A 13351-nucleotide genomic window follows, 5' to 3' on the forward strand; every position below is an offset into this window, starting at 1 on the left:
GAGTGGAGGAAAAGTCTGTTAATCGTTCGTTTCATATTCTTTGCATCGGCATTTTACTTGTCGTGTTTGCAGAGGCAACACACATCCCAGCTTATCCAAAAATGCTCGAACATTTCGATTTAACTGCAGGCTATTCTGTCTATATGCAGCTAGGGTTTGCTTTAGGATTAACAGGCTTTCAACCGATGATGGGCTGGTTGTCTGATTCGTTTGGCCAAAAAATAGTCATATTGATCGGTTCAGGATTACTAACAATCGGTTCGATTATGGTGGCCATTGCTCCATCTTTTTGGTTGTTGGTGTTCGGTTTATTTTTAAAAGGCTTCGCCGGAGCGGCTGTGATTCCTGCCGGCGTGAACTTTGTCGGTACCGTATATACCGATAGTATGCGTGGTAAAATGATGGGTGTATATGGATTTTATACGGTTGTAGGTGGTCTCATTGGTCCTATATTAAGTGGGGTTCTCGTGGATCGCATCGGTTGGTCGTCTATCTTTTGGCTCTGCTCAGTCTTTGGTATTATTGCTTTCCTGCTGTTTACTTTTGGCGTACCTTCTGTACAAAGAAGCAAGAAGAGCACAATTGATTGGTTAGGCGTAATATTTGTCTTTCTTCTTTTAGCAGGTCTACTTACGATTCCAACATTTATCAATCAGTATGGTGTGACATCATGGATGTGGTCACCAGCATTAGTAGTTGCTGTTGTTTCATTCATCTTTTTAATTATCGTTGAAAAGAGGACTAAGCAACCGTTACTGGATATTGACTATGCAAAGACACGTCATTTTTGGGTTCCATCTATCATTGCTATTATCATGTACATGTCTTTTAGTAGTGTGATGTATTTATTAACGTTCTTCGTGCAAAGTGTTCAAGGCCATTCCTCTACGGTGGTAGGGTTATTGCAATTTCCATTATTCCTAACTATGGCTATATGCAACCTCATTAGTGGGCGTTTAATGAGTAAAACCCAACCAGTGCATTTAATTCTCTGCAGTATTTTCTTGCTGAATGGTGGGGTTAGCATGTTGATTTTTGCTAATGAGGATACCTCTTTTGTCTATTTATTTATCTCTATGAGTCTTATAGGTTCTGCAATTGGGACAGTAGGACCAATCGTAAAAGCACTCGTTGTCTCTCGGGCACCTGTTACAAGGGTTGGCGTGGTCTCCTTTACTTATTTAACGATAGAAAATGTCGCTTCTCGTGTAGGGGCATCGTTTGCTTTAGTTACTTTCGCAATCTTTGCCGCTGGAGGAAATGGCGCGAAAGGATTATCATCAACCGCAGTTTTACTGACAATCTTTACGACTTTGAGTCTTTTTTTCATCTTTCTCATGCCTAAAGGGGAAGAAAAAGAAGCCCCCGCATCTGTTTCTCAAAAACAAACGATAGAAAAATAGATAGATTTAGCATTGTTGCACTTCCTAATGGGAGTGTTTTTTTGTCTAAGATTATGGACGATGTTAAGAAATAGTCATCCTTTAAATAGTAATAAATGAAATTATTAATAAGGTTGGGTTACTACCATGTACAATGCTTAAATTTACTTCTTGTTTATTTTTCTTTTCATGAGGAAAAAAACAACCGGAATACTAAAAGGAATAAGCGAAAGTACCAAAAGCGAGGCAACAAGATGTTGTTCTACAATGGGCATTTGCCCCAATAAAAGTCCTGCTAATAACCAAAAAAACACCCAGAGGAATCCGCCAAGGGCATTATGTCTAAAGAAAGATCGATAGGAATAATTCATTATTGCACTTGCTAACGGGACAGTTGTACGCATAAGTGGAATAAACCTAGCGGTGATAATAGATATTTTACCGTAACGGGTCATAAATTGCTCAGCCCGTTGGAGTTGTGTTTCTTTTAATAAAATTGGCTTTAATCTTTTACTATTCCAGCCTTTGATTAATCTTCCAATAGAGAAGTTTTGGTTATCTCCACAGATGGTAGCAAGAAAGAAAACAATGGCTAGTGTTTCGATATTCAAGCTACCCACTGCTGCAAGAGCGCCACTAGCAAATACAAGTGAGTCCCCTGGAATAAATGTAAGTACCACGAAGGCAGTTTTTAAATAAACAAGCAAAAATAACAGTACATATATATATAATCCATAAGAAGTAAGGAACTCCCCCAGTTGTTTATCAAACGTGCTCATCGTGTAAAAGAATGTTCCCATTATACCCGCCCCTGATAGTAGACTCATTAGAGGCATCATATTCATCCAAGGTGAAGAAAGAAATAAGGAATTCGCCCTTTTTTGTTATATAGAAAAAGAGTCATATGTGTTCCTTAACGGTGACACATAATGACTCTTTCAATTATTCTGCCGTGCTTTCAACAAACTCCTTCTCACGCCATATATATGTTATCCCTAAGCCCAGAAGCATGACTACACCTGCAAATAGGTAAGGATAATGGATATTTACATCGAATAGAATGCCTGCAACTGCTGGTCCGGCAATGTTACCGAGACTTGTGTAAGTTGAGTTCATTCCAGCGACAAAGCCTTGTTCTTTCCCCGCTGATCGGGAAAGGAAAGTGGTAAGTGCCGGACGTAGTAAATCAAATGCTAAGAAGATGAAGGCCGTCACTAATAGTACCATCCAAAATCCAGATATGACTGTTGAGGCAAATGCTAAGACTACACCCATGATTAAACAGGCCTGGATCACTTTTTTCTCTCCGAGTTTCTCGACCATTTTTCCGAATAAGAAAATTTGGACGATGACGCCGAATATCGAGCTGATGGTTATAATGATCGCAATATCTTGCGGTGTAAAGCCAAATTTATGGTCTGAGAATAAGCTAAATACTGTCTCATAGGCAGATAGACCGAACGCTAGGATAAAGACGATGATAAACGCAATAAAATATAACGGATTGAACGAGCGTTTAAAATCTGCGATAAAACTGCTATTCGTTGCTTTTTCAGAAAGCTCTTTCATCTGCTCTTTTGTTAGTGGTTCTTTTAATATAAAGATAGATAAAATACATGCTAAGAAAGCAATACCGGCTGCAAAGAAGAAAGGCAGGCGAATACCATACTCGGCGATAAAGCCACCGATTCCTGGCCCAATGATGAATCCAGTGCTAATAGCTGCTGACACGTAACCCATTGCCTTTGGTCGCTCTTTTAATGTAGTGATGTCGGCTACATAGGCTGTTACCCCAGGCATAATAAAAGCTGCACTGATTCCACCCAAAATTCTTGATAGATATAAAGCAGAAATATGAGTACCTAATCCAAAAACCAATTCACTGATAGCGAATAGAAATAACCCGATTGTAATGATTTTTTTTCGGCCAAATCGGTCAACGAATCTACCTGCAAATGGGGAAGTAATCAATTGAGCGAAAGCAAAGACAGCGACTAAATAGCCCATTGTACTTCCAGATAAATGCATAATATTCATAAATGAAGGCATGACTGGAATAATAAGTCCGATGCCTAAAAAGGCAATGAAAATATTACTTAATAAAATAAGTAATACAGCTTTTTGTTCTTTTAACGGTTTTTGTTCCATTTGAAACACCTCTTTTTTTCTCAACGTATCGAGATGCCTCTCCAGAATACTTTCCATGAGGCTTCTAGTTTTTCTTGTAATCGTTTTGTATCACTCATATAGACAAGCTCAAGCATGATGCTATCGACAACACCAAAGAATGCGAGTGTAGGTATGCGTGGATGTTCTACATGCAATAGCCCTTCATTTATCCATTGCTGAAATTTTTCCTGTAATAAGGCTTGCGTTTTTTCTTCTATATCAATGACTTCAAGGTCAACCTCTTTTTGTAGATGAGCTGGTGGGAAGAATGACATTCTTAGCCAGAACTTCAATTGCTCATTTTGTTGAAAGAGATCTACAATTAGTTGTAAAAATCCATATAAATCTTTTTCTGGTTGCGAGCTTCGTATGTTGCTAAAATATTGTAATTTGCTTAGTAGTTCAGTTTCTTTGGCATCATGTAACACTTGAAGAAATAAATCATCTTTACCGCGAAAATGCGCATATAATGACTGTTTCTTCATGCCCACTTCTTCTGCTATTTGGGAAAGGGAAGCACCTTCATATCCATGAATCGTAAAATATTTCAAAGCTGCTTCCTTTATATCATCACTTTTCATTTCACTCACCTCTAATTAACGAACGTTCGTAAGTTATCTTATCAGAGGGGTTAAGTAAAAGCAATAAAAATTAGTTGGCAAATTTCAGCAATATCAGTAGCTATAATAAGAAATGACATTACTTAGAATCTGTAGATGATGTGATAGAAATACCATTAGATATACACGGGGTTTGATATGTTAAAATAAACTCTTAAAGGATGGATAGATGCGAGGGAGGTGGATAAGCATGTGTGAGTCTCTTCGGGAAGATATAAAAGAAAAGCTAGAAAGTGGTTATTACCACTGTGCGAAGGAGTTCACTTTATCAGTGATAAGTGGCAAGTACAAAGTTGTGATCCTTTGGCATTTAGGTATAGAAGGTCCTTACCGTTTTAATGGTCTACAAAAGCTTTTTGATGGTGTATCGCATAAAACGCTATCTAATCAATTAAAAGAGTTAGTAGAAGATGGGATAATCAGTAGAAAAGTGTATCCAGAGATGCCGCCGAAAGTGGAGTATTCTATGACGGAATTAGGTTATTCGCTATTACCTATTATTGAAATGATGTATGAATGGGGTACGAACCGCATCCAACAGCTACAAGAAGAAGGCATATTAAAAACCAGCTTTGAGGAGAAGTAATCCTAAGCTGGTTTTTAATGTTAGTTATGCTTTGACCTTATTAGTTATTTAATAATTTTAATGCTTCACGATTAAAAGCGGGTAAGTCATCTGGTGTACGACTTGTTACAAGTTGCTGATCAACAACTACTTCTTCATCGACAAATTGAGCCCCAGCATTAATTAAGTCTTTACGTACAGAAATGAAGCTAGTCACCCTTTTTCCTTCTAATAAATCTGTATCAATTAAAAATTGAGGTCCATGGCAAATAGCGAATACCGGTTTGCCTTCTGCGATAAAATGTTTGGCAAAACTGGCGTGGTCAGGATTAATTCTTAATAAATCCGGAGAAAACCCTCCAGGAATAAGCAAAGCGTCAAAGTCTTCTGGACTAACTTCATCAAGCCCTTTATCCACAGTGAAATTTTGACCATTTTTTCCTCTGATTTCTTTTCCTGCTTCAGCATTTACAATGGAAACCGTGTGGCCAGCTTCTCTCATTTTCTCAGCCGGATCAGTGAATTCAATTTCTTCCACCATATCTGTTACAAGTGCGGCAATTTTTTTACCCATTCCATATCACTCCTTCTTTGTCATCTATTCTTATCGTAAATGGTTAAACAACAAATGTGAAGAACGCACTTTCGTTACACATAGTTACATTAAAGTAACTATGAAAAATCAGAATATACATTCGATTTGCATATATTAAAATAATGATTGACATAGATTTGACTCATATGGTAGATTTATTTTATCACTCTAATATATTAGCATACTAAAGTATTTTATATATTATAAATGGGGGGCTTAATCATGGGGAAAAAATTAACGCTTTTTGTTTTATCACTTTTAGTAGTTGGGTTTTTAGCTGCTTGTGGCTCAACAACATCTAGTGAGGAAAACGGTTCAGAAGAAGGAAAGGAAATCGTTATCGGAATAGATGATAAGTTTGCACCAATGGGGTTCAGAGATGAAAATAATGAGATTGTCGGTTTTGACATTGATTTAGCAAAAGCGGCAGTAGAAAAAATGGGTGCAACACCTGTCTTTCAACCGATTGATTGGAAAACAAAGGAGTCTGAATTAAGTAGTGGTCGTATCGATCTCATATGGAATGGTTATACGATTACAGATGAAAGAAAAGAGAAGGTCTTATTTACTAAGCCATATTTAAGTAATGCACAAGTGGTTGTGACACAGGCAGATTCTAATATTCAAACGATTAATGAGTTAGAAGGAAAAGTAGTAGGCTTACAATCATTATCATCGGCTGCTGATGCCTTAAGTGGAAATGAAATTAGTGAAAAAGTAAAAGAGGTTACAGAGTTCTCTGATAATGTACTAGCATTAGCGGATTTGAGAAATCGCCGAGTTGATGCAGTAGTCATTGATGAAATTGTCATTGATTATTATATGACAAAAGAAAATGAAAACTTTAAAGTTCTTGAGGAATCACTGGCACCAGAAGAGTATGGTATTGGTGTGAAAAAAGGAAACGATGAATTGTTAGCAGATTTACAAACAGCATTAGATGAATTGATTGCTGATGGTACGGCGGCAGATATTTCTGAGAAATGGTTTGGTGAAGATTTATTATTGAAGTAAATGAATAACAACAGGTTTTCCTAATTGGAGGAAACCCTGTTTTGTTTTTGGAGGATGAACGATGTCACTTGATTATATTATGACGTTACTTAAACCTATGCTAGAAGGCGCGCAAATTACAGTGTTACTTTTTATCATTGCCATTATTGCCTCAATTCCACTTGGATTTTTATTAACACTAGCAGCTCGCAGTAAGATAAAGCCTTTATCTTGGTTTGCCCATACGTATATTTATGTGATGCGGGGAACACCATTACTACTACAATTATTATTTATTTGTTTCGGGTTACCAATGCTTCCAGTCGTAGGTGAATATTTAGTCCTTGATCGGTTTTTTGCCGCATCTTTAGGGTTCATCTTGAATTATGCCGCTTATTTTGCTGAGATATTTCGCGGGGGCCTAATTTCAGTAGATAAGGGTCAATATGAAGCTGCGCATGTACTAGGGTTAAATCGTTGGCAAACAATGACACGTATCATCATTCCTCAAATGATCCGAGTAGCATTACCAGCGATTGCGAATGAATCAATTACGTTAGTAAAGGATACAGCGTTATTATATGCAGTCGCTGTTCCGGAACTTTTACACTTTGCTCAAACGGCAGTCAATCGTGATTTTACTATCATGCCATTCTTCTTAGCGGGCATCATTTATCTATTGATGACACTTGTACTCTCGTTTATTTTTAAATGGATTGAAAGAAGATTTAGATACGCATAGGAAGGAGCGCTTAGTATGACAGTTATTTCTGTGGTTGATTTAAAAAAGTCATTCGGTAAAACAGAAGTATTAAAAGGAATCAACCTTAATATTAAGAAAAATGAAGTTGTGTCAATTATCGGTCCTTCAGGTTCAGGAAAAAGTACGCTACTTCGCAGTATGATTAAATTAGAAGAAATCAACAGCGGTTCAATCATGATTGATGGGGAGGCATTAGTCGAAGATGGAAAGTATGCTAAACCTCAAAATGTGAAAAATATGATCGCAAAAATGGGTATGGTGTTTCAACATTTTAATTTATTCCCACATTTAACCGTCCGAGAGAACTTAGAAATCGCACCGAAAATGGTCAAAATGGGGACAAAAGCGGAAATTAGACAACGAAGCGAGACTTTATTAGCTAAGGTAGGATTAAGCGAATGGATGGATGCCTTTCCTGGTAATTTATCCGGTGGGCAAAAGCAACGGGTGGCCATTGCAAGAGCTTTAATGATGGAACCAGATATTCTATTGTTCGATGAACCAACCTCGGCATTGGACCCTGAGCTAACGGTTGAAGTATTGCAAGTAATGAAGGATTTGGCGAAAGAAAAAATGACGATGATTGTCGTTACCCATGAAATGGGCTTCGCCAAAGAAGTCTCAACAAAAAGCATATTTATGGATCAAGGTGAAGTCGTTGAAGAAGGTAAGCCAGATCAATTATTTACTTCACCTCAACATAAGAGAACAAAAGCGTTTCTAAAGAGAAATCTAAAATAAAGTCTTACACCCTCTATCTAATTGGTAGAGGGTGTTACTGTGCTGACTTAAACGATTCAGAAGAGGAACAAGAATAAAAGAAGTTTCCTTCGAAGCAATGTTAAACGAGACAGAATAAGTAAAGAGTTAGCAGTCTGCCACGAATTGAAACTAATTAGATCAGGTCTACTAAGGAACAAAGAAACTCGCCACTTTTAGGAAAAGAATAAAAAGGAGTCAAGTGCTTCGTAAAAAAAAGAAACCTGTTCTACCAAAACAAACGGTTTACCACCAGCTATAGTCTAAATACAAAAATGTGAACGGAGTGCCATTGTTTGTACACTCCGTTCACATTTTCATTAGGCATCAAAATAGGCTTTTGCCTTCGCAATAAAAGACTCTTCCTCATCAGGTACATCTTCTTCATAGAAGATAGCATCTACTGGACAAACAGCTTCACATGCTCCGCAATCAATACAAATTGAAGGGTCAATCAAATATTGATCTTCCCCTTTTTCAATGCAATCGACTGGGCATGAGTCAAGGCAATCAGCAGCTTGTTCATCAATACAAGGAGATGTAATTACATACGCCATTTTTCTCTTCCCTCCCAACGTTTATATCTGAAGTGTTTTCTTCACAAATGTGTGTCTATTGTATAATTAAATATTTTTATCTGTATTCCTCTTTTCTCCAGCATTTAAACCTATTTTTGGTAATTAGTATGGAGTATTAAGGAAGTGCTATTATTTTTCAAATATTCTTCATTTTCCTTTGACAATAACCACTTCCATTACATAGACTGAAGTTATAATCAAATATTCGTTTGAATGAGGTGCTTTTATTTTGGTTGCCAAGGTGAAGCTAGATCCTGAAGTTTGTGAAGTTATTTGTAATGATGAAGAAAAGGTTAGTCGAGTCAAACAAGAAATGAGTGATATAACAGGCCTTGAGCTAATCTTTAAAGCTTTATCGGATGCTACACGTATAAAAATTGCTTATGCTCTTACAATAGAAGAAGAACTTTGTGTATGTGATGTTGCAACAATCATTGATTGTTCAATGGCAACAGCCTCCCATCATTTAAGATTATTAAAAAATATTGGGTTAGCGAAATTTCGAAAAGAAGGAAAGCTTGTTTATTATTCTTTAGATGATCTCCATGTGAAACAATTAATTCAGATTGCCTATCTCCATCATCAAGAAGGGCGGCCAAATCAATGAGTGAAGGTGAAGCTAAACAGAACTATCGGATTGAAGGATTTTCATGCGCTCATTGTGCGGGAAAATTTGAGAAAAACGTACAAAACATACCTGGAGTGAAAGAAGCGCATGTGAATTTTGGTGCTTCTAAACTTTCAATTGTAGGAGATGCCTCTCTTAGCGACATTGAAAAAGCGGGTGAGTTTGAAAAACTTAAAGTCATTCCTGAACAAAAAATAAATGAAAAGACTTATCGTGTACAAGGATTTTCCTGTGCAAATTGTGCTGCTAAGTTTGAAAGAAATGTAAAGAATTTGTCTGGTGTACAAGATGCCCATGTGAATTTTGGTGCAAGTAAACTCTCTGTACAGGGGGAGGTATCGATTGCAGAGTTAGAACAAGCAGGCGCTTTTGAAAATTTAAAGGTAGCCGAAGAGAATGCCTATGTCGGATTAAATGAAAAGGAGCCAACCTCTTTTATAAAAAAATACAGTCGTGTGCTTATTGCTAGTTTGTTTGTTCTGTTTGGCTATCTATCTTGGATTGGGTTTGGAGAGAGCCATTATCTTACGGTTTCAATGTTTCTTTTCTCAATAATTATTGGTGGCTTAGATTTATTAAAAATAGGGGTAAAGAATCTAATAAAGCTAGACTTTGATATGAAAACATTAATGACTGTAGCCGTCATTGGCGGGGCAATCATTGGCGAGTGGGGAGAAGTAGCTGTTGTTGTCATTTTGTTTGCTATAAGTGAAGAACTTGAGCGTTATTCGATGGAAAAAGCCAGACAGTCTATTCGCTCGCTCATGAGAATTGCTCCGAAGAAGGCAATAATTAGAAGGAGCGGTATAGAGCAGGTTGTGTCTGTTGAAGAAATTCTAGTTGGCGATATTATGTTAGTAAAACCAGGACAAAAAATTGCCATGGATGGCATGATTGTTAAAGGTATATCATCCATCAATCAGGCATCGATTACTGGTGAGTCCATTCCAGTTGAAAAAGGTATAGATGATGAGGTATTTGCAGGTACATTGAATCAAGACGGTTATTTAGAAGTGAAAATTACGAAATTGGTCGGTGATACGACAATTGCCAAAATCATTCATTTAGTAGAGGAAGCACAGGGTGAAAAAGCACCTGCACAAGCTTTCATCGATCGTTTTGCGAGATACTACACACCAGTTATTATGTTAATAGCTGTCCTCATTGCCATCATCCCGCCATTATTTTTAGATGGGAGCTGGGAATCTTGGGTTTACCAAGCATTAGCTGTTTTGGTTGTAGGTTGTCCTTGTGCCCTTGTCATTTCGACACCAATTGCACTCGTTTCAGCAATCGGTAATGCAGCTAGACACGGCGTTCTCATTAAAGGTGGTATCTATTTAGAAGAGTTGTCGCATATACAAACAGTAGCTTTTGATAAAACAGGGACGTTAACAAAAGGAGAACCGGTTGTTACTGATTTTAATGTGCATGATGATGAGAAAGAAAGTGATGAATGGCTACGAATGATTGCTAGTATTGAAAAACTTTCCCAACATCCATTAGCTTCTGCTGTTATTCATTTAGCAGATGAAAAAGGGTTAAAAGGTAAAGACATCGAAGTAACAGACTTTGCTTCACTAACAGGTAAAGGGGTCCAGGCAAAGATAAATGGAGAAAAATATTATATTGGAAACCCACAACTTTTTACACAATTACAAGTAATGCCTGAGACTATAGGTGAAATGATTGGAAGACAACAAAGCGAAGGAAAAACAGTCATTGTTTTCGGAACGGAAAAAAAGATACTCGTGACAATGGCCATTGCTGATGAAATCCGTCAAATAAGCAAAGCAGTAGTAGAAAAGCTACACCAATTAGGGATGAAACAAACGGTGATGTTAACAGGAGACCATCATAAGGCAGCCAGTAGAATCGGGAAATTAGCTGGGGTATCGAAAGTGTATGCAGAATTATTACCGGAAGAAAAATTGGCACTGGTAAAAAGACTACAAAAAGAGTCAGGACATGTGGCAATGGTCGGTGATGGCGTAAATGATGCCCCTGCTCTTGCTTCTGCACAAGTGGGAATTGCGATGGGAGGAGCAGGTACAGATGCTGCCTTAGAAACGGCGGATATTGCTCTCATGGGTGACGATTTATCAAAGCTCCCATTTGCGATTAAGTTAAGTAGAAAAACCATGAGAATTATAAAAGGAAACATTACCTTCTCACTTACGATTAAACTCATTGCTCTACTACTTGTTGTCCCAAGTTGGTTAACTTTATGGATTGCAATTGTAGCAGATATTGGTGCTACTTTAATTGTAGCCTTAAATAGTATGCGCTTAATGAAAGTGAAAGAGTAGGGGGAGGCGTAAAGCCTCCTTTTTGCTTGAATAGGAGAATATTATTTCAGCAGTTGCTCTATTGTTTTTCCGAAAAATTCTGCAAACTTCATTAAAGTTTTTTCCTTTGGATTTGCTTGATTCAATTCATACCGTGAAATCGTACGGGCACTAATGCCGATGTGCTCACTTAATTCCTTTTGCGTCATATGCTTCTTTAATCTTTCTACTTTTAAGTTGAATCCTAATTGTTTAGACATAGAGGCTCCTTGTGTTTTATGGGTATAATTAACTGGTTATATAGTACCATAAAAGATGGGTTTTTTCAGTATTATTGTGCATTTACACTGTGCTAATAGGAGAAAAGGTGGGTAATAGATGGAAATAAGAAATGCGAGTAGAGCGATCATGATAGAAAATGAGCGCTTGTTATTAGTTAAATGTATGGATGAATTGGGTATCTTTTATGTTTTTCCTGGAGGAGGACAAAATCACGGGGAAACCCTTGAAGAAACAGTAAAAAGAGAGTGTTTAGAAGAAACTGGAGCTATTATAAAAGTAGGAAACCTTCGTTATATTCGCGAATATATAGGGGGAAATCATGAATTTTCATCGCAACATAAGAATGTACATCAAGTTGAATTCTTCTTCACTTGTCATCTGGTAGACCAGAATGATGCTATACTGGCAGATGATCACCAAGTGGGGATAGAATGGATACCAATAAAAAGCCTTGAGGCACTTCGGATCTATCCACAAGAGCTAACAAAATACCTACTCGATGATCACTCTCCCGTATATCTTGGGGATGTGAACTGAGATTAAAGAATGTAGTTTATAAAATTGCCATGCCTATTTAGAAAATGGTCAAAAGTATCGATACTTTTGACCATTAATGCAAGCGAATATTTTACACTTTCTCCATATAGGATCTATTTATAACGTGAAATTATTTATAGATCTTCTTCTTCAATTCTTTATTCCGCTCACTAAACAATTCGTTATGTGAAGAAACCATTCCGAATCCATTGGCTTCTGGATCGATGTATGTCTTCGCATGGTTAACAGCATTGGCAGCGTCTTGGAAGGCGCCGGCAATGAGGTGAACTTTACCATCATGCTTCAGAATATCTCCTGCAGCATATAACCCAGGGATAGATGATTCACTTCTGCTACTACCTGCAATATAAAAATCATCAATCATGTCAATTTGCATATCACAATTATTGAGGAGTGCTGAGTCTCTTTCGTATCCATGGTTGATAATTACATCATCTATCGCAAGGGTTGATACCTCACCCGACTCATGATTAGTTAACTCCACATACTCAATACGGTCCTGTCCATCACCAGCAACAAGCTTAGTAATAGAAGAGTGGAAAATGACCTCAGCTGAGCTATTCTTAAGTTGTTCTACTTGTGCCTCATGTCCGCTGAGTTCACCTTTACGGTAAGTCAAATAAACTTTTTTTGCATAAGGAACAAGTTCATTTGCCCAATCGACAGCTGAGTTTCCTCCACCTGATATCACAACCGTTTTATCACGGAAGCTTTGAATGGATTTAACTGTATAGTGAAGATTTGATACTTCATATTTTTCTGCACCTTCGATTTGAAGCTTCTGTGGTTTTAAAATACCCCCACCTACAGCGACAATGACCGTTTTGGAATAATGTATTTGTCCTGATGCGGTATGTAGATGAAAGATACGGTTGTCATCTTGGTCGATTTTTACAATTTTTTCATTTAATACAACAGTGGGATCAAATGTTAAGCCTTGAGTAATGAGTTGTTCGATTAGTTTCTCACCAGGTACAGGAGCTAGGCCACCTACGTCCCAAATCATCTTCTCTGGGTACACATGGATTTTCCCGCCAAGCTGTGGTTGAAATTCAATAATCTTGGTCTTCATGGAACGTAACCCACTATAAAAAGTAGAATACAAGCCTGCTGGACCTCCACCAATAACTGTCACATCAAATAACTCATGCTGTTCCATCTTGATCCCTCC

General features: G+C 37.5%; 15 protein-coding genes. 8 read left to right on the plus strand and 7 right to left on the minus strand.

From position 1 onward, the window contains the following. Nucleotides 1-2: 2 nt before the first annotated feature. Nucleotides 3-1403: an MFS transporter gene (locus MKX29_RS12690; protein ID WP_251162065.1), complete on the plus strand. Its 1401-nt coding sequence runs from the start codon at nt 3-5 to the stop codon at nt 1401-1403. 143 nt (nt 1404-1546) lie between these two features. Here MKX29_RS12690 and MKX29_RS12695 read toward each other — a convergent pair whose 3' ends face one another. The 3 genes from MKX29_RS12695 to MKX29_RS12705 form a co-directional block, all read right to left on the minus strand. Then, complete coding sequence (locus MKX29_RS12695) at nt 1547-2182, minus strand: DedA family protein (RefSeq protein WP_341105833.1); 636 nt, start codon at nt 2180-2182, stop codon at nt 1547-1549. Nucleotides 2183-2324: 142 nt separating this feature from the next. Continuing rightward, nucleotides 2325-3530, minus strand: coding sequence for an MFS transporter (locus MKX29_RS12700; protein ID WP_251162063.1), 1206 nt, complete (start codon nt 3528-3530; stop codon nt 2325-2327). A 20-nt stretch (nt 3531-3550) separates the two neighbouring features. Further along, nucleotides 3551-4132 carry a TetR/AcrR family transcriptional regulator gene (locus MKX29_RS12705; protein WP_341105835.1) on the minus strand — a complete coding sequence of 194 codons (582 nt, stop codon included), beginning with the start codon at nt 4130-4132 and terminating at the stop codon, nt 3551-3553. A gap of 229 nt (nt 4133-4361) precedes the next feature. Between MKX29_RS12705 and MKX29_RS12710 the strand changes: the two genes are divergently transcribed. Next, entirely contained in the window at nt 4362-4757 is a 396-nt protein-coding gene (locus MKX29_RS12710) for a winged helix-turn-helix transcriptional regulator (protein WP_095371935.1), read from the plus strand. A 40-nt stretch (nt 4758-4797) separates the two neighbouring features. Here MKX29_RS12710 and MKX29_RS12715 read toward each other — a convergent pair whose 3' ends face one another. Then, nucleotides 4798-5310: a type 1 glutamine amidotransferase domain-containing protein gene (locus tag MKX29_RS12715; protein ID WP_095371936.1), complete on the minus strand. Its 513-nt coding sequence runs from the start codon at nt 5308-5310 to the stop codon at nt 4798-4800. Nucleotides 5311-5553: 243 nt separating this feature from the next. Between MKX29_RS12715 and MKX29_RS12720 the strand changes: the two genes are divergently transcribed. The 3 genes from MKX29_RS12720 (at nt 5554) to MKX29_RS12730 (ending at nt 7828) form a co-directional block, all read left to right on the plus strand. Beyond that, complete coding sequence (locus MKX29_RS12720) at nt 5554-6345, plus strand: amino acid ABC transporter substrate-binding protein (RefSeq protein WP_341105837.1); 792 nt, start codon at nt 5554-5556, stop codon at nt 6343-6345. Nucleotides 6346-6406: 61 nt separating this feature from the next. Continuing rightward, on the plus strand, nt 6407-7066 hold the full coding sequence (locus MKX29_RS12725; RefSeq protein ID WP_341105838.1) for an amino acid ABC transporter permease: 660 nt from the start codon (nt 6407-6409) through the stop codon (nt 7064-7066). A 15-nt stretch (nt 7067-7081) separates the two neighbouring features. Further along, complete coding sequence (locus MKX29_RS12730; RefSeq protein ID WP_341105840.1) at nt 7082-7828, plus strand: amino acid ABC transporter ATP-binding protein; 747 nt, start codon at nt 7082-7084, stop codon at nt 7826-7828. A 338-nt stretch (nt 7829-8166) separates the two neighbouring features. Here MKX29_RS12730 and MKX29_RS12735 read toward each other — a convergent pair whose 3' ends face one another. Then, nucleotides 8167-8403, minus strand: coding sequence for an indolepyruvate ferredoxin oxidoreductase subunit alpha (locus MKX29_RS12735; RefSeq protein ID WP_224937055.1), 237 nt, complete (start codon nt 8401-8403; stop codon nt 8167-8169). Between the two features lie 250 nt (nt 8404-8653). On the opposite strand from MKX29_RS12735, the gene MKX29_RS12740 reads away from it, so the two are divergent. Next, nucleotides 8654-9031, plus strand: coding sequence for an ArsR/SmtB family transcription factor (locus MKX29_RS12740; RefSeq protein ID WP_341105844.1), 378 nt, complete (start codon nt 8654-8656; stop codon nt 9029-9031). Continuing rightward, nucleotides 9028-11361, plus strand: a complete 2334-nt coding sequence (locus MKX29_RS12745) for a heavy metal translocating P-type ATPase (protein ID WP_341105846.1) — start codon at nt 9028-9030, stop codon at nt 11359-11361. Before MKX29_RS12740 ends, MKX29_RS12745 begins: the two co-directional genes overlap by 4 nt. A gap of 41 nt (nt 11362-11402) precedes the next feature. On the opposite strand, the gene MKX29_RS12750 is transcribed toward MKX29_RS12745, so the two are convergent. After that, a complete protein-coding gene (locus tag MKX29_RS12750; RefSeq protein ID WP_341105848.1) occupies nt 11403-11600 on the minus strand; it encodes a helix-turn-helix transcriptional regulator in 198 nt (65 codons plus the stop codon). Between the two features lie 118 nt (nt 11601-11718). Here MKX29_RS12750 and MKX29_RS12755 point away from each other — a divergent pair, with 118 nt between their 5' ends. Then, on the plus strand, nt 11719-12159 hold the full coding sequence (locus tag MKX29_RS12755; protein ID WP_341105850.1) for an NUDIX domain-containing protein: 441 nt from the start codon (nt 11719-11721) through the stop codon (nt 12157-12159). Between the two features lie 130 nt (nt 12160-12289). Here the strand turns inward: MKX29_RS12755 and MKX29_RS12760 are convergent, their stop codons facing one another. Next, a complete protein-coding gene (locus tag MKX29_RS12760) occupies nt 12290-13339 on the minus strand; it encodes an NAD(P)/FAD-dependent oxidoreductase (RefSeq protein ID WP_341105852.1) in 1050 nt (349 codons plus the stop codon). Nucleotides 13340-13351 lie beyond the last annotated feature (12 nt).

Source organism: Cytobacillus sp. FSL R7-0696, assembly GCF_038006865.1.
GTDB classification, from domain to species: Bacteria; Bacillota; Bacilli; order Bacillales; family Cytobacillaceae; genus Cytobacillus; species Cytobacillus kochii.

Coding starts and splice junctions, on each gene's coding strand:
- MKX29_RS12695 (WP_341105833.1), bottom strand. CDS start 2,182: ATGGGAACATTCTTTTACACGATGAGCACGTTTGATAAACAACTGGGG.
- MKX29_RS12700 (WP_251162063.1), bottom strand. CDS start 3,530: ATGGAACAAAAACCGTTAAAAGAACAAAAAGCTGTATTACTTATTTTA.
- MKX29_RS12705 (WP_341105835.1), bottom strand. CDS start 4,132: ATGAAAAGTGATGATATAAAGGAAGCAGCTTTGAAATATTTTACGATT.
- MKX29_RS12710 (WP_095371935.1), top strand. CDS start 4,362: ATGTGTGAGTCTCTTCGGGAAGATATAAAAGAAAAGCTAGAAAGTGGT.
- MKX29_RS12715 (WP_095371936.1), bottom strand. CDS start 5,310: ATGGGTAAAAAAATTGCCGCACTTGTAACAGATATGGTGGAAGAAATT.
- MKX29_RS12720 (WP_341105837.1), top strand. CDS start 5,554: ATGGGGAAAAAATTAACGCTTTTTGTTTTATCACTTTTAGTAGTTGGG.
- MKX29_RS12725 (WP_341105838.1), top strand. CDS start 6,407: ATGTCACTTGATTATATTATGACGTTACTTAAACCTATGCTAGAAGGC.
- MKX29_RS12730 (WP_341105840.1), top strand. CDS start 7,082: ATGACAGTTATTTCTGTGGTTGATTTAAAAAAGTCATTCGGTAAAACA.
- MKX29_RS12735 (WP_224937055.1), bottom strand. CDS start 8,403: ATGGCGTATGTAATTACATCTCCTTGTATTGATGAACAAGCTGCTGAT.
- MKX29_RS12745 (WP_341105846.1), top strand. CDS start 9,028: ATGAGTGAAGGTGAAGCTAAACAGAACTATCGGATTGAAGGATTTTCA.
- MKX29_RS12750 (WP_341105848.1), bottom strand. CDS start 11,600: ATGTCTAAACAATTAGGATTCAACTTAAAAGTAGAAAGATTAAAGAAG.
- MKX29_RS12755 (WP_341105850.1), top strand. CDS start 11,719: ATGGAAATAAGAAATGCGAGTAGAGCGATCATGATAGAAAATGAGCGC.
- MKX29_RS12760 (WP_341105852.1), bottom strand. CDS start 13,339: ATGGAACAGCATGAGTTATTTGATGTGACAGTTATTGGTGGAGGTCCA.